Origin of the sequence: Streptomyces sp. NPDC048290, assembly GCF_040652095.1 — a bacterium.
Taxonomy (GTDB): Bacteria; Actinomycetota; Actinomycetes; order Streptomycetales; family Streptomycetaceae; genus Streptomyces.
The window spans coordinates 389443-408129 of sequence record NZ_JBEZLM010000001.1 but is presented as its reverse complement, the minus strand read 5'-3'; the positions used below and the strand labels follow the sequence as shown (position 1 = coordinate 408129).

Below are 18687 nucleotides of genomic sequence, written 5' to 3'. Positions count from 1 at the left end.
GTGAGGGTGTTTCGGGGGTGGAGTGAGGGCGCCCCGGCGGTGGGCGTGAAGGGCGCTCCGGGAGTGGGCGTGAGGGGTGCTCCGGGGGCGGGGACGAGAGGAGTTCCCCGCGCGGAGATGAGGGCTTCTCAGGGGGCGGGACGGGTGCGGCAGCGTCGCGGGGGCGAGGGCGCCGGGCGCGCGCGGGCGGCAGCCGTACGTCTCCCTCACCTCCGCCGGGCGGAGGCGAGGGGCCACGCGGGGCGGACCGTTCCTGGTCCCCCGGCTCTCCCAGCCCGCCGGGCGCCCTGAGGTCTTACGGGTCGTACGGCCGTACCCCCGAGCGGTAGCGGCGATGGTGTTCTGGGGGAGCCGTCCGGGCAGGTGGACGCGGTCGGTGGCCGTCACGCGGCCGTTCGGGTGACGGGCCCGGCGCCCGGACCCGTCCGGGCGCACCAGTACGCCGCCTCCCACCTGAAGCCCTGAAGCCCTGAACCCCCAAAGCTCAGGAGCCCGCCCGCCCCGTCAGGGTCAGCCCCCCGTCGCCGCCGAAGGGCTCGGCGTCGGGTTGGCCGTGTTGACGCCCAGGTCGGGGCGGGGGGTGAGGACGAGCACGGGGGCGCCGGGCTGCGGGGGCGGCGGGGTCAGCTGGTCCTTGGGGAGTTTGGGCGGGGTGGTCTGCTGGAAGTTGACCTGGTCGTGATTGACCAGCCCGGTCTTCTCCAACACGGTGATGTGGTCGAGGACGGTGTCGTTGGCGAGGTCGGCCAGCTGCCGGACCAGGGTGTTGCGGGTGTTGGCGCGGGTCTTGGCGACCACCGGGAAGATCTGCCCATGGGTGACCCGCATGATCTGCACGGCCGTGGAGTCGAAGGAGTTGCCCTGCTCGGCGGCGACCGTCGCCACGAACTGCTGCTGCTGGGGGCTCGCCTGGTTCGGCAGGCTGATGTTCAGCTGGGGCGCGATCTTGCGGCACAGCTCGTCCAGCCCGGCGTGGCCCACGATCAGATGCTTGCCCGCCTCCTTCATCTCCGCCGACGTCCCCCGCTCCATGGCCAGCTCGCCGAGCGGGTACTCCCACAGCCCGGCCGCCCGTACCTTCACCACGAAGTCCCGGTCCGCCTCGGTGAGCGGCCCCCACTGGGTGTTGGCGATGATCCGGCTCTGGTCCTCCGTGGTGGTCTCCACCCCCAGCATCGCCGGGTAGGCGAGCGCGGTCAGGGTGAGCCCCATCGCGCCGAAGACGAAGAGACTTCCCACCTTGGTGCGGGAGATGGGCATGTGGACTCCTGACCCGAACGGCTCGTACCTCACGTACCTCTGTACGAAAGGAGATACGGACGGCCGCCCGCGAAGCGTCACCGCGCCCCCGGGATTTCCCGCCCGGATCATGTGGAGTGCGTCACACCTTTGTACGAGTCGGTCGCACACCGTGTCGCAGTTGGGCCGAACGGGTGACTTGACGTAAGAATGGCTGGTGCAGGGCATGAAGGCGGGGCCGGACACGGCACGGCAGGGTACGACGAGGCGGATCGGGGGAGCCGGTGAACCACAGGGACGTCACCGATGAACAGTGGGAGGGGCTGGCCCAGGTCGTGCCGTTGCGCGGCCGGGACGCCTGGCCGTCCGCCGTGGGCCACCGGGCCCTGCCGGACGCCGAGACCGAGGCCCGCCGCCGCTTCGTGGTGCTGCGCGTCAATGTCTTCGCCGACGCCCGCGAGGTCGCCGAGACGCTGATGGCCGGGATACCGGTGCTGCTCGACCTGAGCGGGGCCGAGCCCGATGTCGCCAAACGGGTCCTCGACTTCAGCACCGGCGTGGTCTTCGGCCTGTCCAGCGGGATGCACCGGGTGGACCGCAATGTGTTCCTGCTGACCCCGCCCGGCACCGAGGTACAGGGTCTGATGGCCGGAATGGGCGCCCCGGGCCACTGACCCGGCCCCCCGCCGCGGCCGTCGTCGCCCGTTCGTAGGAAGACCGGCCCGGTGCAACGTTTCAGCGGAATATGACGGTCCTACGTTCACCCCCATGGCCAGGACCGACGCACCACCCCCGCCGCCGCCCCCGCGCGCCCTCTCCCGCCCCCATCTCACCGAACTGCGCCTGTCCGCCTTCGCCGCGCATCGCCGCGCCACGGTCCCGCTGACCCCGGTCACCCTGCTCACCGGCCCCAGCGGCAGCGGGAAGACCAGCGCCCTGACCGCCTGCGCGGCGCTGGCCGGACTCGCGGGCGGCGCCGCCCTCGGGGAGGTGTTCCCCGACCCCGCGGCCTGGGTCCCGGACCGCGCCCGCCCCGACGCCGAGCGCCGTCGCGGCTTCCGGATCGGCTGTACGGCCGCGGGCCCGGACGGACCCGTCCGGCTGGATGTCGCCGTGCAGGCCGAACCCGCCCTGCGGATCGTCGGCGAACGCCTCTCCGCGGCCGGAAGGGTCCTGCTGGAGACCGCCCTGCGCGACCCCGGCCGCCGGACCGTCCAGGCCGCCTGGCACACCGCGGGCTCCGCCCGGTTCACCCGCGCCCCGCTCCCCGACGACCGGCTCGCCACCGCGCTGCTGCCGCTGCGGGTGGCCGGGAAGACGGATGGGCAGCGCCATGTGCTGGCCGCCGCCGAGCAGATGGTGCTCGCCCTGCGCGCGGTGTTCCCGCTCGACCCCCGCCCGGCCCGGATGCGCGACCCGGTGCCCGTGGGCTCCGACCGGCTGCTCGGCGGCTGCGACAACCTCGCCGGGGTGCTGTGGCGCACCCGTCAGGAGTGCCCGCGCCGCCACGCCCGTCTGGTCGACGTGGTCCGCGCGGGCTGCCGGGGCCCGGTCGCGGACGTCTACGCCGAGCCCTGCGCCCCCGCCACCGTCCGCGCGCTGATCGACCGGGGCGGCGGACTGCGCACCGACTTCGCCCGGCTCGGCGACGGCGAACTGCGCTATGTCGCCCTCGCCCTGGCCCTGCTCACCGGCCCCGGTGTGCTCGCCGCCGACCCGCCCGGCGAGGTCCCCCCGGCGCTGCGCTCGCTGACCGTGCTGGCCGACGGCCTGGACCGGGCCCTGGACCCGGTGCAGCGGGCGGCGCTGCTGCGGCTGGCGGTGGAGACGGCCGGGGACGGCCGCTTCCGATGCGTGGCCGCGGTCAGTGACGCCTCCTGGGCCACCGGGGCGCCCGGAGTGACGGTGGTACACCTTGATCCGTGAGCGACGAACACGACGGCCGGACCGCACACCCCGGACAGCCCGCCCCCGGTGACCCGCCCGACCTGGCGGCCCTCCAGCGTCGGCTCGCCGCGTTCGCGGCGGCCCGCGCCTGGCAGCCGTACCACACCCCCAAGAATCTGGTCGCCGCGCTGAGCGTGGAGGCGTCCGAGCTGGTGGAGATCTTCCAGTGGCTGACCCCGGAGGAGTCGGCGCGGGTGATGGACGACCCGGGGACCGCGCACCGGGTGCGCGACGAGATCGCCGATGTGCTGGCGTATCTGCTCCAGTTGTGCGAGGTGCTCGGCGTCGATCCGCTGGCCGCGCTGGACGCGAAGATCGACCGCAACGAGCACCGGTTCCCGGCGCCCTGAGCCGGGCGCGCCGCGTGGACCCGGGTGATCCGCTGTGCCGTGAGTGACAGGGGCGGCATCACGGACGAGTCCGGACAACTCGGGGATTCGATCACTCCGTTACTACACTCCGTAACTGAAATCCTTGATGAATCCGAATCGTTGTCCGCAGATTTCCGTCTTCCTCTGGCTTTTCGTCTCACTCACCCTCACTCTGGGTAGTGGACAGCGGAGTTCGGGCGGACAGACGGGGCGGCCCATGGACGCGGTGCGGCTCATCGTGACGAGCAGGCGGGCGCTGGCGGCGAGCGACGGGATATCGGAGACGTTGGCGGAGGTGTGGCAGGCCCAGTGTCTGGCACAGGCGATAGGCAGCAGACTCGCGGTCTTCGGACCGCCCGAGCTGCGCGGCGAGGCGCTCGGCCTGACCGAACTGGCGGGCCGGGGCTGCGGAGTGCTGGACGAGCCGAAGCTCGGCCCCGGCGAACTGCGCGCGGCCCAGCTCTCGGAGCTGGGCGACGCCCGGCAGGCCCTGATGTACCTCGGCGGACTCCTCGGCGAGGTGGGGATAGCCCTGGTCGGCGTCGCCAGCTGTGCGGACGACGAGGGGACGTACTGGTCGTGCATGGAGGCGATCGACGCGGCGGACGAGTCCCGTGACCGTATCCGGGACATGCTCCGCAAACTCGCGGACCGCGAGGCGGCGGCCCTGGCCCGGCGCGAGGCGGGTTAGCTCCGGCGCCTATAGGTGTCCGGCGCCGGGGTCTCACACACCCGAGGCGCTGAGTCCCTGCTCGTCCTCCTCGACATGCCCGCGGCCCGGCGCGGTGCCGCTCCCGGCTGCCTGGAGGTCGGCGTCCAGGGCGTTCAGATCCGCGCTCAGCGCCGCCATCAGCTCCTCCATCTGCTGCAACAGGCCCTTCGGCTGGGCCGCTCCGCCCTGCTGCGGCACGGTTTCCTCGGACATGACGGCCTCCTCGGCCCCAGGCCCCCGCGAGGGCCGCTGCGAAAGTCGCCCCCGAGCCGCACGGCCGGATGCGGGCGCCGGTCGCTCCGGCTCCGCCCGAGCCAACGATCACCACGGAACCGGGTCACTGGTCCGAGCGCCCCGCGCCCCACGGTGTTGACGAAGTTCACCCGACCGAGGATCCCGACACGGCCGACGCCCGACACGATCCGGCGGGATTCCAGGCCGGAGCACCGAGACCACGCACCTCCGCGTCCCCACCTCGCCGCCACTGCCGCCCACTTGGGAGGGGGCTCCCCTGCCCGACATGGCGATCGTCGCCCGCAGCGCACCGGCGTCCTGCCTCGTCCCGGCCCTCGCGGCTGTCCGTGCGCGCGGGGTGACGTGCGTGGCCCCGTTCACCATCGCCGGGACGGTACCCAGCCGCGTTCCGGCATCGCGCCCGTGCCCCTGTGCATGATGGCCCCATGGATCTTCGCATCTTCACCGAGCCCCAGCAGGGGGCCACGTACGACACGCTGCTCACGGTCGCCAAGGCCACCGAGGACCTCGGGTTCGACGCCTTCTTCCGTTCGGACCACTACGTCAAGATGGGCTCGGTCGACGGGCTCCCCGGGCCCACCGACGCCTGGATCACGCTGGCCGGGCTCGCCCGCGAGACCCGCCGTATCCGGCTCGGCACGCTGATGACCGCCGGGACCTTCCGGCTGCCCGGCGTCCTCGCCATCACGGTCGCCCAGGTCGACCAGATGTCCGGCGGGCGGATCGAACTCGGCCTGGGCGCGGGCTGGTTCGCCGAGGAGCACGCCGCCTACGGCATCCCCTTCCCCAAGGAGAAGTTCGGCCGGCTCGAGGAGCAGCTCGCCATCGTCACCGGGCTGTGGGAGACACCCGTCGGCGACACCTTCGACTACGACGGCACCTACTACCAGCTCAAGGACTCGCCCGCGCTGCCCAAGCCCGCCCAGGCCAAGGTGCCCGTGCTGATCGGCGGCCACGGCGCCACCCGCACCCCGCGGCTGGCCGCCCGCTACGCCGACGAGTTCAATGTGCCGTTCGCCTCCATCGAGGACAGCGCCCGCCAGTTCGGCCGGGTGCGCGCCGCCGCCGAGGAGGCCGGCCGCAAGGGCGACGACCTCGTCTACTCCAACGCCCTCGTGGTCTGCGTCGGCAAGGACGACCAGGAGGTCGCCCGCCGCGCCGCCGTGATCGGCCGCGAGGTCGATGAACTCAAGGCCAACGGCCTCGCCGGTTCCCCGGCCGAGGTGGTCGAGAAGATCGGCCGCTACGCCGACGCCGGGGCGAGCCGGGTCTACCTCCAGGTCCTCGACCTCGACGACCTGGACCACCTGGAGCTGATCTCCGCGCAGGTCCAGTCCCAGCTGTCCTGACGGCGGCGGCACCGGAGCGATATCCGAAGGCGGGCGCCCGTACCCGCGTGCGAAGGTAGGACCGTCGTCCTGCCGAGCCCTCAGGATCACCGTCCTGGGGGCTTTCGCGCGCACGGCGTCCGTGAACCGCCCAACCGCCCAACCGCCCAACCGTCCGGCCGGAGAGGCCCCGCCCATGTTCCTGACCATCACCACCACCGGCGTCCCCGAACGTCCCGCCACCGACCTCGGCTTCCTGCTGCACAAGCATCCCGACCGGGCGCAGACGTTCTCCACCTCCCACGGCACCGCGCACGTCCTCTACCCCGAGGCCGACGTGGAGCGCTGCACGGCGGCCCTGCTGCTGGAGGTCGACGCGGTGGCGCTGGTGCGCCGGAGCAAGAGCAAGGGCCGCGGCGGCGCCCCGGACGCGGCCCTCGCCCAGTACGTCAACGACCGCCCCTACGCGGCCTCCTCGCTGCTCGCGGTCGCCCTCAGCGCCGTCTTCTCCAGCGCCCTGCGCGGAGTGTGCCGGGCCCGGCCCGAACGCGCCGCCGAGCCGCTGCCGCTGCGTGTCGAGGTGCCCGCGCTGCCCGCCCGCGGCGGCCCCGACCTGGTCCGCGCCCTGTTCGAGCCGCTCGGCTGGACGGTCACCGCGCGGGCCGTGGCGCTGGACGAGGGATTCCCGGAGTGGGGCGACTCGCGCTACGTCCGCCTCGTCCTGGAGTCCGACACGCTGACCCTGTCCGCCGCCCTGCGCCATCTGTATGTGCTGCTGCCGGTGCTGGACGACGCCAAGCACTACTGGGTCGCGCCCGACGAGGTCGACAAGCTGCTGCGGGCCGGTGAGGGCTGGCTCCACCAGCACCCCGAACAGCAGCTGATCACCAGCCGCTACCTCGCCCGCCGCTGGTCCCTGACCCGCGAGGCCCGCGAACGGCTGGAACTGCTCCGGCTGGCCGAGACCGACGACAGCGAGGTCGAGGAGATCGACAACGCGGTCCCGGAAGAGACGGGGGACGAGACGGGAGAGGAGACGGACGCCTCGGACGGGAAGGCCGTGCCGCTCGCCGTCCAGCGCCGGGACGCGATCCTCGCCGCGCTCCGCGAGGCGGGCGCCACCCGCGTCCTGGACCTCGGCTGCGGCCAGGGCCAGCTGGTGCAGGCGCTGCTGAAGGACGTCCGTTTCACCGATGTCGTCGGCGTCGATGTGTCGATGCGGGCGCTGACCATCGCCGCCCGGCGGCTGAAACTGGACCGCATGGGCGAGCGCCAGGCGTCCCGCGTCCAGCTCCTCCAGGGCTCGCTGTCCTACACCGACCGACGACTCAAGGGCTACGACGCGGCCGTGCTCAGCGAGGTCATCGAGCACCTGGACCTGCCGAGGCTGCCCGCCCTGGAGTACGCGGTGTTCGGCGCCGCCCACCCCCGTACGGTCCTGGTGACCACCCCCAACGTCGAGTACAACGTCCGCTGGGAGTCCCTCCCGGCCGGGCATGTCCGGCACGGCGACCACCGCTTCGAATGGACCCGGGCCCAGTTCCGCGCCTGGGCGGCCACGGTCGCCGACCGGCACGGCTACGCCGTGGACTTCCGGCCCGTCGGCCCCGACGACCCCGAGGTCGGCCCGCCCACCCAGCTGGCCGTGTTCACCCTGACCGAGCGGACGGAGGCGAAAGCAGCATGACCGACACCACCGACACCACCACGACACCCGTCGCCGGGCGGACCCTGCCCGTCACCGACCTCTCCCTGGTCGTGCTGGTCGGCGCGTCCGGCTCGGGCAAGTCCACCTTCGCCCGCCGCCACTTCAAGCCCACCGAGGTGCTCTCCTCCGACTTCTGCCGGGGCCTGGTCTCCGACGACGAGAACGACCAGAGCGCCTCCCGGGACGCCTTCGACGTCCTGCACTACATCGCCGGAAAACGCCTGGCGGCGGGCCGCCGTACGGTCGTCGACGCCACCAGCGTCCAGCCGGACGCCCGCCGTCAGCTGATCGCCCTGGCCCGGGAGTACGACGTACTGCCGATCGCGATCGTGCTGGACGTCCCGGAGTCGGTGTGCGCCGAGCGCAACGCGGCCCGCGCCGACCGGGCCGGGATGCCCCGCCGGGTCATCCAGCGGCACATCCGCGAACTGCGCCGCTCCCTGCGCGGACTGGAACGCGAGGGCTTCCGCAAGGTGCATGTGCTGCGCGGGGTCGAGGAGATCGACGCGGCGACCGTCCGCACCGAGAAGCGGTTCAACGACCTCACCCACCTCACCGGCCCCTTCGACATCATCGGCGACATCCACGGCTGCGCCGCCGAACTGGAGTCCCTGCTCGGCAAGCTGGGCTACACCGACGGCGTCCACCCGGACGGCCGGACCGCCGTCTTCGTCGGCGACCTGGTCGACCGCGGGCCCGACAGCCCGGCCGTGCTGCGCCGGGTGATGGGGATGGTCAGGAGCGGGAACGCGCTGTGCGTGCCCGGCAACCACGAGAACAAGTTCGGCCGCCACCTGAACGGCCGCAAGGTCCAGCACACCCACGGGCTCGCCGAGACCGTCGCCCAGATGGCGGGCGAGAGCGAGGAGTTCCGCCGCGAGGTCGCCGAGTTCATCGACGGACTCGTCAGCCACTACGTCCTCGACGGCGGCAAGCTGGTCGTCTGCCACGCCGGGCTGCCGGAGAAGTACCACGGCCGCACCTCCGGCCGGGTCCGCTCGCACGCCCTGTACGGCGAGACCACCGGGGAGACCGACGAGTTCGGGCTGCCGGTGCGCTACCCGTGGGCCGAGGACTACCGGGGCCGCGCCGCCGTGGTGTACGGCCACACCCCGGTCCCCCAGGCCACCTGGCTGAACAACACCATCTGCCTGGACACCGGCGCCGTCTTCGGCGGCCGGCTCACCGCGCTGCGCTGGCCGGAACGCGAACTGGTCGACGTACCCGCCGAGCGGGTCTGGTACGAGCCGGTCCGGCCGCTGCGCGCGGAGGCGCCCGGCGGGCACGACGGGCGTCCGCTGGACCTGGCGGACGTGCAGGGGCGGCGGACGGTGGAGACCCGGCACGCCGGGCGGATCACCGTGCGCGAGGAGAACGCGGCGGCGGCCCTGGAGGTCATGAGCCGCTTCGCGATCGACCCGCGGCTGCTGCCCTATCTGCCGCCCACCATGGCCCCGGCGCCGACCAGTACGGCCGACGGGTTCCTTGAGCACCCGTCGGAGGCGTTCGCCCAGTACCGGGAGGACGGCGTCGAGCGGGTCGTGTGCGAGGAGAAGCACATGGGGTCGCGGGCGGTGGCCCTGGTGTGCCGGGACGCCGCCGCGGCAGGACGGCACTTCGGCGTCGACGGCCCCACCGGCTCCCTCTACACCCGCACCGGCCGCCCCTTCTTCACCGACGGCACCCTGACCGAGGCGGTCCTCGACCGGCTGCGCGCCGCCATCGACGCGGCCGGGCTGTGGACGGAGCTGGAGACGGACTGGCTGCTGCTGGACGCGGAGCTGATGCCGTGGTCGCTGAAGGCGTCCGGGCTGCTGCGCACCCAGTACGCGGCGGTCGGCGCCGCCGCCGGTGCGGTCTTCCCGGACGCGCTCGCCGCCCTGGAGCGGGCCGCCGCCCGCTCCGCCGACGTCACGCCCCTGCTGGACCGCCAGCGCGCACGGGCCGCGGACGCGGCGGCGTTCACCGACGTCTACCGGCGCTACTGCTGGCCCACCGACGGCCTGGACGGGGTCCGCTTCGCCCCGTTCCAGCTCCTCGCCGTCCAGGGCCGCAGCCTCGCCGCCCTGCCGCACGACGAACAGCTGACCCTGCTGGACCGCCTGGTCGAGCACGACACCACGGGCCTGCTGACCACCACCCGACGCCTGTACGTCGACACCGCCGACCCCGCCTCCGTCGCCGCCGGAGTCGACTGGTGGCGGGAGATGACCGGCCGGGGCGGCGAGGGCATGGTCGTCAAACCGCTCGGCGCGCTGGTCCGCGACCCGAAGGGACGGCTGGTGCAGCCCGGCCTCAAGGTGCGCGGCGCGGAGTACCTCCGGCTGATCTACGGCCCCGAGTACGCCCGCCCCGACCACCTGGACCGTCTGCGCCGCCGCTTCCTCAACCACAAGCGCTCCCTCGCCCTGCGCGAGTACGCCCTCGGCCTGGAGTCCCTGGACCGCCTGGCGGCGGGCGAGCCGCTGTGGCGGGTGCACGAGACGGTCTTCGCGGTCCTGTCCCTGGAGTCGGAACCGGTCGACCCCCGCCTGTGACGCCCCCGCCCGTGTCGGAGCGCTGCCCCTCCGGGTGACGCTCACGATCGGGCGGGTCGCCGCCGTACCGCCCGTCCGGTCTCCGCCCACGACCGGGCGGGCTGCCGGGGGATGCGTTCGTCCGACGCCCGGCGGGCTGCCGTGCGTCCGCTCGGGTTTTCGCCCGTGGCGTGGCGGGGTGCCCGGCCACCCGCCCGGTTGCCGTCCGTCGTGCGGCGACGGATTGCCAGCCGTCCGCCCGGCCTTCCGACTGCGGTCGGGCGCGGCGCCGGGCTGTCCGTCCGGGTTCGTGTCTGTGGTCGGGCGGGGCGCCGGGCTGTCGGTCCGGGTTCGTGTCTGTGGTCGGGCGAGTTGTCGGGCTGTCCTTCCGGGTTGCCGTCCCCGGTCGGGCAGACGGCTGAGGTCTTCGTCCGTGGCGTGGCGTGTTGCCGGGCGGCCGTCGGAGTTTCCGTCCGCTGTCGGGCGGGTCGCCCGGTGGTCTGTCCGGGCCCTCGCCCGATGCCCTGCGGGCCGCCGCGCGTTCCCTCGGGCTCGCCCCGTGGCGGATCGGGGTGCCCGGCCTCCCGCCCGGTTGCCGTCCGTCGCGCGGCGGCGGGTTGCCAGGCATCCACGCGGCCTTCTGGTCGTGCGGCGGGGGCTCCGCCCGGTCTTCCGTCCGTGGCCCGGCGGGGCGCTGGGCGTAAGCCCGGCCTCGCGTCCGCGTACGCAGGCCGCTCGCCCGCCCTCCGGCAGGGCGCCCCGCCCCGCGATTCCCCCCCGACCGGGCACCCGTCCATCCCCCGGCGGGGTACCCCGCCATCCCCCTCCCGGGCGCCCCGCATCCCCCACACCCCCCCAAGGAAACAGTGCGTGAGCGTCGTATGAGGTTCGGCTGGTGGGGAAATTGACGGTGCGTGAGAGATTCTGGAGTGATTCCGCCGCGGTGGATTCCGGTCAAGTCGGCTCCCGAACGGGCTAACTTGGCCGGAGGCTGCGGCTCCTTTCCCAGGGGCCCCTGGTTAACCGCTGGTTGCCGTGCTAACTTCGCTGGCCGGTCAGGCAGGGAGAACCGGCTTCGGGGGGACAGTCGGTGACGATGGGCGCGGGGGTCGACGGACCCGACGGCGACGCGGTACGCGCGCGCGGAACGCGATTACTGCTGCGGTTGACCAATGAGCTGTGCCACCTCGGCTGTATGGAGGACGCGCAGAGCCGTCTCCAGTTCGGTGGGCTCCTCGGCGATCTGCTGGGCCGCCAGGTCGATCTGCGCGGCATCAAACTCCGTGAGGACGTCGTCGTCCTGGTCCGCACCGCGCTGGGCGCGGCCGGTGGTGAACGCCTCCTGGTCGACGTGGTGCGCATCCTCGAAGGGGACCTCGCGGGCGACGACGTCGACCGGCTCCTGGACGACCTGCTCACCCCCGCCGCGACCGGCCGGCCCGCGGGTCCGGTCGCCCCCGACGACATGGCCACCGCCCGTGCCGTGCTCGCCCAGGGCGAGATCCCCGCCGTCCGGCTCCGGGACGACCTGGTCGAGGAGCTGAACGGGGTCGACCTGCCCACCGGTCTCCAGCCGGACCAGCTCTTCCAGCACCTCCTGGACCGCAACGTACAGCCCGACGGACTGCCCCCCGCCGTGCTGCTGCTCGACCGCGCCGCCCGGATCGCCCTCGTCCCCGCCCATCGCGCCGCGCTGGGCGAGTGGGCCGACGACTGGGCCGCCCGCGCCGGGCTCACCGAGCCGCTGCGCGAGCGCCGGACGGCCCGTGTGACGGCGGCCCCCGACCCCGACATCCCGCGCTGTCTGGTGGTCGCCGTGGAACCGGCCCGGGACGGCACCGACGAGATCGTCGTCCGCCCCTGGCTGAACTCGGTGCCCGGCTACTGGGACCCGCAGCCCGGCGAACCCGCCGTCACCACGCTCGACCACCTCGGCACCGCCGTCGAGCGGGCGCTGCGCCAGGGCGCACGGCTGTGGTCCGTGCCCGCCGAGCCCGGCGCGGGCGGGCGCCGCCCTCCACCGCCGTATGTCGAATTCGTACTTCCGTACGACCTGCTCAATCATGACGTGGCCGGTCTGACCCATCGCATCGGCGATGGACAGCCCCTGCCGCTCAGCCTCAAGTACGGCGTCCACCTGCGCAGTCTTGAGCGGATGCGGACGGACGACGCCCTGGTCCGCGACCAGTGGCGGGAGCGCTGGCGGATGCTGCGCGAGCACGGTGTGGCGGTGCACGGCTGGCGCGAACCGGACGGCCGTACGCCCGGCGCGTGGCAAGCCACCCTCGCCGGGGAAGCAAGACATACGGCGGTGGTGCTCGACGCGCCCACCGACGCCATGGCACAGGCGGCCCTCAGAGCCGCCATCGCGGAAGGGATAGGGCTCGCGATCTGGGACCGCAGAGGGGTGTTCCGGGAGGAACGCCGGGAGGTGATCACCGCCTTGTTCGCCGCTGCCCCGTCCCCCGAGCGCATCCCGCTGGCCGTGCATCTGCTGCGCCGCAACGCGGAGACGGACGGCCGCGGTCCGGGTGAGCTGCTGGGCCGTCACATCGGTTTCCTGTGGGACGATCCCACCCGTCCCGTGGACCTCCATCCGACGGACCTCACCGACCCGAACGACCCGAACGATCCCCAGGGGCGCGGGGGAACGGCGGAATCCGTCGCTCCCCTTGATCCCCGTGAACCTCCGGCTCCCCTCCGTCCCGTCGACTCCATCGGACCCGACCGTCCTCTCCACTCCAGCCACTCCAGCCACTCCAGCCATCCCGGCCGTCCCGGCCATCCCCTTCACCATCCCATCGACCCCATTGCGCACGGCGATCTCGCCAGCGAGGAGGCATCGGCATGACCGCACCGGAGCAGACGTCACCCGACGGCTGGCGGATGTTCCACGGCACGGGACGTGCCCCCGCCGCCCCGCCGCAGGTGCCGCCGCCCCCGCCCTGGCGCCGGTTCCGCGGCGCCCCGGCGCTGGACGTGCCGGCCGCCGACCCCGAGGCCGCGCTGCGCCGCCTCGGCCCCGGCGACATCGCCCCGCAGCTCGGCGCCGAGGAGATCGACGTCATCAACGCCGCCCTGCTGCTGCGCCGGCCGCTGCTGATCACCGGCCCGCCCGGGGTCGGCAAGTCCACCCTCGCCCATCTGATCGCCCGGGAACTGGACCTCGGCCGGGTCCTGGAGTGGAACATCGTCAGCCGCACCGCCCTGCGCGACGGGCTCTACGCCTATGACGCCATGGGCCGCGCCCAGGCCATCGCCGCCTGGCGGGCCGGGCTGAGCGACGGCACCCCGGAAGGCGCCGACGTCCCCCACGGCAATGGCCCGGCCTCGGAATTCTCACAGTCCGGTCAACTACCGCCCGGTCTCGGCGACTTCATTACCCTCGGACCGCTCGGCACCGCTCTGCTGCCCTACGATCGACCCCGGGTGCTGCTCGTGGACGAGTTGGACAAGAGCGACATCGACCTGCCCAACGACCTGCTGCACGTCCTGGAGAACGGAAGCTATGACATCCCGGAACTGGTACGTGACACCGCGGACTCCGCGCGCGTCCACACCAGCGACCCCGGCGGACACGCCGGAATCCGGGACGGCCGGATCGAGTGCCGGGAGTTCCCGGTCGTGGTGATCACCAGCAACGGAGAGCGCGAGTTCCCGGCCGCCTTCCGCCGCCGCTGCCTCCCGCTGGAGATGCGCACCCCCACCCGCGACCAGCTGCTGGCCATGGTGGAAGGGCACTTGGGGGCCCGCCCGCACGGCACCGAGGACCTGGTCGATCTGTTCGTCCAGCGCATCCAGGCGGGCGGCACCCACTCCCTGGACCAGTTGCTGAACGCCGTCCAGATGACTACAGCGGGTGGTTTCCAGGCCGATGGTGACGGGCGTAAGCTCGTGGAAATGCTCCTGCGCGACCTCGCGAAGGGCCGCTGAATGAAGGGCTACTCCAGGGAGCACGCATCCGGGCCGGGTGACGGTTTCCCCCTTTCGGGGTCGTCGCCCCCTTCGGCGTTCCCCGACGCCGCCGACCCGGTCGTCGTGCCCGCACCGGGTCCCGCCGAGGAACCGCGCTGGCAGGAGGTCGCGGACGCGGTGTGGCTCGCCGCGTACTGGTCCCGCCACGGCGGCCCGGCCCGCGGCACTCCCCAAGAGCCCGCCCCGCCCGCACCGGACCCGACGGCGGACCAGCCGCGCCCGGAAGCCGACGCCGCCGCCGACGCCGAGCCCGCGACCGCAGCCGACACCGACACCGGCAGCGACACCGGTCCGCCCGGCCCCGCCACGCTCCCGCCGCTCGCCCGGCCCTCGGTCACCACGCTTCCCACGCTTCCCGCGCACCCCCTCCCTCCCCCGAGCCCCCGCGACCCGATCGACACCCCCGGCCCCGAGCGCGCGGGCACGGCCCGGCTGTTACCCGATCCCGAGGGCCCGTTCACCCTGCATGTCTCCCGGCCGCTGCTGCCCCCCGACGACCGTGGTGCCCCCCGGCCCGGCCGGGCCACGGCGCTGTTCGCGCGCGCCCTGCACCGGCTCGCCCGGCGGCTGCCCTCGCGCGCCACCCTCGAACTCGACGAGGAGACCACCGCCGAGCGCGGGCTCGCCGACGGACTGTGGATGCCGTTCCTGCGGCCCAGCCGCTCCGCCGCCTTCGATCTGATGCTGGTGGTGGACGACGCCCCGACCATGCGGATCTGGCAGGAGGCCACCACCCGGCTCGCCGAGGCCGCCGAGCAGAGCGGCGCCTTCCGCGCCGTGCGCACGGTCTTCGTCCAGGTCCCCCGCACCGGCGCCGCCGTCCTGCGCCGCATCCCCGCCGGACCCGCCGCCGACCCCGGGGAACTCCTCGACGCGCGCGGCGGCCGGATCTTCCTGGTCGTCACCGACGGCCTCGCCCACGGCTGGGCCGCCCCCGCCGCCGACGACCTGCTCGGCCGCCTCGCCCACGGCGGCCCCACCGCGCTGGTCCATCTGCTGCCCCCGCACATGCGCCGCCGCGCCACCCTCTACCCCTACGACGCCGTCCTGGAAGCCGGGGGCTTCGGCGCCGCCAACCACGCCCTGGCGCACTGGCCGCCGCCCGGCGGCCTGGACCCGCTGCGCCCGCTGCCCAGCGGCGACGACGGCTCGGTGCCGGTGCCCGTGCTGTCCCTCAAGCCCGCTTCGCTGGCCGCCTGGGCCGATCTCGTCACCGGTGAGCGCGGGGTGCGCCGGGCGCTGCCCGTGGTGCTGGCGGGGACGCTCACCAAGGGCTCGCCCGCGCCCGGACTGCGCGCCCCGCGCTTCCCGCGCGCCGCCAAGGCCGCCGTCCGCCGCTTCTCCACCCTCGCCACCCCCGCCGCCCGGCGGCTCGCCACCCAGCTCGCCGCCGTGCCCTTCGAGTTCGACCTGGTCGAGCAGTTGCGGCGGCGGATCATGCCGGAGACCGGCCCCGACCATCTCGCCGAGATCCTGATGGGCGGGCTGATCGACTGGGACGGCGGCGACGGACGGCCCGAGTTCGCCGACGGCGTCCGTGAGGAACTGCTCGCCACCACCACCCGCAGCCAGCTCGCCCACACCGTCACCGTGGTCGGTGAACTGCCCGCCGCCGGAGCCCGCGGAGTCGCCCTGCGCGCCGCGCTGCGCGACCCGGCGGGCACCGTGCTGCCCGACCCCGGCGCGGGCGCCTGGGCGCGCAGCGAACTGGCCGTGATGCGCGCGCTGTCCGGGCCGTACGCGGAGCGGGCGCGGCGGATCGAGCCCCGGCTGGTCCGCGCGGGCGCCACCGCGACGGCCTCCGGCGACCTGGGCGACCCGGACCCCGGCGCCGCCGACCTCCCACCCGGCAGAACCGCCGGCCCCGATACCGCCGTCCTTCCTGGTGTCCCGGACGCCCGCGAGCCCGGCGCCGCCGAACGGGTGGACGGCACCATGGACGGACTGTCCTCTTCCGGGGGGAACGGCCAGTCTGGTGGGGGAATGTCCGGCGGAGGGGGAAGCCTGCCTCCGTCGAACGGCCCCGACGAGCCAGGAGAACCCCCCGTGCTGGTAACCGACGCCACCCCACCCGTAGCCCCGGAGGCTGAGCAGCTCATGCAGAGCACCACGACCGCAACGCCCGCCCTTCTGGTGAACGTTCCCCTGCGGAACACCTCGTTCGTCGGCCGGCAGGCGCTTCTGAGGGCCGTGGAGGAGCAGCTCGCCGCCCAGGACACGGCCGCCGTGCTGCCCAACGCCCTGCACGGTCTCGGCGGGGTCGGCAAGTCCCAGCTGGCCCTGGAGTACGTCTACTCCCACCAGTACGACTACCGGGTGATCTGCTGGATTCCGGCCGAGCGCGAGAGCCTCATCCTGGCCGCGCTCGCCCAGCTCGCCGCCCAGCTCGGCGTCGCCCCCGCCCAGGACGGTGTGGGTGTGCCCGCCGCCAACACCGCCGTGCCCGCCGTCCTGGAGGCGCTGCGCAGCGGAGTCCCGTACGACAGATGGCTGTTGATCTTCGACAACGCCGAGGACGTCGAGGCGGTGCGCGCCTACTTCCCGACCAACGGTCCCGGCAAGGTCATCGTCACCTCCCGGAACCGGGCCTGGGAGCGGGTCGCCACCTCGCTGCCGGTCAATGTGTTCGAGCGCGAGGAGTCCGTCGAACTGCTCCAGCGGCGGTCACCGGATCTGAGCGTCGAGGACGCCGACCGGCTCGCCGAGGCGCTGGGCGATCTGCCGCTGGCGGTCGAGCAGGCGGGCGCCTGGCGGGCGGTGACCGGGATGCAGGTCGACGAGTACCTCGAACTCCTGAACGCGCGCAGCCCCGAGATCCTGGAGCTGGACCCCTCTCCCGAGTACCCGGTGTCGGTGGCCGCCGCCTGGGACATCTCGCTGGAGCGCATCCGGGAGCGCAACCCCGGCGCCCGGCAACTCCTCGACATCTGCGCCAGCATGGCCCCCGAGCCCATCCCGCGGTCCGTGCTGCGCGGCAGCCGCGGGGTCAGCATCACCCCCGAGATCGACCCGGTGCTGCGCGAGTCCATCAAGCTCAACCGCGCGGTCCGCGACCTCAGCCAGTTCTCGCTGATCAAGGTCGACCCCCGGTCCAACACCCTCCAGATGCACCGGCTGCTCCAGACGGTGCTGCTGGCCAAGCTGGACCCGGCGGACCGGGTCCGTATGCGGGACGCCGCCCACCAGTTGCTGTCCGCGGCCAAGCCCGGCCCCTTCGGCTCGTCCCTGGAGTGGCGCTCCTACCAGGCGCTGCTGCCTCACGTGCTGGCCTCGCAGGCGGTGCTCAGCACCGACACCTATGTACGGGACCTGGTCCTCGACACCGTGTGGTTCCTCTACTACTGGGGCGACCACGAGGGCGCCGCCGAACTGGCCCGGCAGTGCTGGAACGCCTGGATGGCCGCCTCCGGCGAGGAGGACGTCCAGGTCATCCGGATCACCAAGAGCCTGGCCTTCCTGCTCCGCCAGATCGGCCAGGTCCCCGAGTCGATCCCGCTCACCGAGAAGGCGCTGGAGGTCTGCCGCCGGATCGACGCCGACCCCGAGGACCTGATCGACTCGCTGTGCGAACTGGCCGACGCCCGCGGCTACCAGGGCCGCTTCGAGGAAGGCCGCGACCTGACCGCCGAGGCCACCGAACTGGCCCGCTCGCTGTACGGGGCCGACGACCCGATCACCCTGCGCGCCATCCACGCCTGGGGCGTACACCTGCGGTTCTGCGGACAGTTCAGCGAGGCGCTCGACCTGGACACGGAGAACGCCCGCCAGCGCGAGCAGCTCTTCGGCTCGGCCAGCTTCTTCACCCTCAACTCCCTGAACGCGCTGGCCATCGACGTGCGCGAGGGCGGCGACTACCCGGGCGGACGGGACTACCAGGAGGACGCCTACCGGCGGGCGGTCGGCTCGTTCGGCGAGGAGCACCCGCTCGCCCTGCGCACCGCGCGCAACCTGGCGGTGTCCCGGCGCCGCGACGGCGCGTTCGGCGAGGCGCTGAAGCTGTCCGAGGAGACCCTGCGCCGGTTCGTCGCCCGGTACGGCCCGGACCACTTCGACTCCCTGTCCACGGCCATCAACCTCAGCGTGGACCAGCGCCTGGACGGCGACCTCGAAGCGTCCCGCAGCCTCGCCGAGGTCACCGTGCGGCGGCTGGAGACCCGGCTGGGCCGCGACCACGCGTACACCCTGATGACCCGGGCGAACCTGGCCGCCACCCTGCGGGCGCTGGCCGCGCTGGACGAGGCGCAGGAGATGGAGGACGACGCCGCCCGCCGGTTCGCCGGGACCGTCGGCCCGCGCCATGTCAGTACCCTGACCGTGGCGATCGGCCAGGCCAACACGGCGTACGCGCGGCTCGACTTCGAGCGGGCCCGGGAGATCGACGGGACGAACCTGCCGCTGCTCGCCGAGGCCGCGGGCGAGGACCACCCGCTGACCCTCTCGGTCACCGCCAACCTCGCCCTGGACCTGCGGGGCCTGGGCCGGGGTCCGGAGGCCGACGAGTTGCAGCGCACGGCCGTCGAGGGCTTCTCCCGTGTGGTCCGCGCCGAACACCCCTGGCTGGTGGCGGCCCGCCAGCGCCGCCGGATCGAGTGCGACATCACCCCGATGCCGCTGTAGGAGACGACGGACGGGACCG

12 protein-coding genes are annotated in these 18687 nt (G+C 73.7%); 10 read left to right on the top strand and 2 right to left on the bottom strand.

Translation table 11 applies throughout. The features are described from left to right. Positions 1-510: 510 nt before the first annotated feature. Positions 511-1260 (bottom strand): DUF4142 domain-containing protein, encoded by a 750-nt coding sequence (locus AB0D49_RS01420; RefSeq protein WP_362748818.1) that lies wholly within the window; start codon positions 1258-1260, stop codon positions 511-513. Between the two features lie 263 nt (positions 1261-1523). Here AB0D49_RS01420 and AB0D49_RS01415 point away from each other — a divergent pair, with 263 nt between their 5' ends. From AB0D49_RS01415 to AB0D49_RS01400, 4 genes are all read left to right on the top strand, one after another. After that, on the top strand, positions 1524-1913 hold the full coding sequence (locus AB0D49_RS01415; RefSeq protein ID WP_362748816.1) for a cell division protein SepF: 390 nt from the start codon (positions 1524-1526) through the stop codon (positions 1911-1913). Between the two features lie 94 nt (positions 1914-2007). Beyond that, on the top strand, positions 2008-3165 hold the full coding sequence (locus AB0D49_RS01410; protein WP_362748813.1) for an ATP-binding protein: 1158 nt from the start codon (positions 2008-2010) through the stop codon (positions 3163-3165). A 62-nt stretch (positions 3166-3227) separates the two neighbouring features. After that, a complete protein-coding gene (locus AB0D49_RS01405) occupies positions 3228-3536 on the top strand; it encodes a nucleotide pyrophosphohydrolase (RefSeq protein WP_362749311.1) in 309 nt (102 codons plus the stop codon). Between the two features lie 238 nt (positions 3537-3774). Beyond that, on the top strand, positions 3775-4248 hold the full coding sequence (locus tag AB0D49_RS01400; RefSeq protein WP_362748810.1) for a DUF6099 family protein: 474 nt from the start codon (positions 3775-3777) through the stop codon (positions 4246-4248). Between the two features lie 33 nt (positions 4249-4281). Here the strand turns inward: AB0D49_RS01400 and AB0D49_RS01395 are convergent, their stop codons facing one another. Next, positions 4282-4482 (bottom strand): hypothetical protein, encoded by a 201-nt coding sequence (locus tag AB0D49_RS01395; protein WP_362748807.1) that lies wholly within the window; start codon positions 4480-4482, stop codon positions 4282-4284. Positions 4483-4949: 467 nt separating this feature from the next. Between AB0D49_RS01395 and AB0D49_RS01390 the strand changes: the two genes are divergently transcribed. The 6 genes from AB0D49_RS01390 (at position 4950) to fxsT (ending at position 18668) form a co-directional block, all read left to right on the top strand. After that, positions 4950-5873, top strand: a complete 924-nt coding sequence (locus AB0D49_RS01390) for an LLM class F420-dependent oxidoreductase (protein WP_362748804.1) — start codon at positions 4950-4952, stop codon at positions 5871-5873. Positions 5874-6048: 175 nt separating this feature from the next. Further along, positions 6049-7539: a 3' terminal RNA ribose 2'-O-methyltransferase Hen1 gene (locus AB0D49_RS01385; RefSeq protein WP_362748801.1), complete on the top strand. Its 1491-nt coding sequence runs from the start codon at positions 6049-6051 to the stop codon at positions 7537-7539. Next, positions 7536-10097: a polynucleotide kinase-phosphatase gene (locus AB0D49_RS01380; protein WP_362748797.1), complete on the top strand. Its 2562-nt coding sequence runs from the start codon at positions 7536-7538 to the stop codon at positions 10095-10097. The genes AB0D49_RS01385 and AB0D49_RS01380 overlap by 4 nt, the downstream gene beginning before the upstream one ends. A gap of 1075 nt (positions 10098-11172) precedes the next feature. Beyond that, the gene (locus AB0D49_RS01375) at positions 11173-12927 is read left to right on the top strand and encodes a hypothetical protein (protein ID WP_362749308.1); all 1755 of its coding nucleotides are present in this window, start codon (positions 11173-11175) and stop codon (positions 12925-12927) included. Then, positions 12924-14009 carry an AAA family ATPase gene (locus tag AB0D49_RS01370; protein WP_362748794.1) on the top strand — a complete coding sequence of 362 codons (1086 nt, stop codon included), beginning with the start codon at positions 12924-12926 and terminating at the stop codon, positions 14007-14009. Before AB0D49_RS01375 ends, AB0D49_RS01370 begins: the two co-directional genes overlap by 4 nt. Next, complete coding sequence (gene fxsT, locus AB0D49_RS01365; RefSeq protein WP_362748791.1) at positions 14010-18668, top strand: FxSxx-COOH system tetratricopeptide repeat protein; 4659 nt, start codon at positions 14010-14012, stop codon at positions 18666-18668. Positions 18669-18687 lie beyond the last annotated feature (19 nt).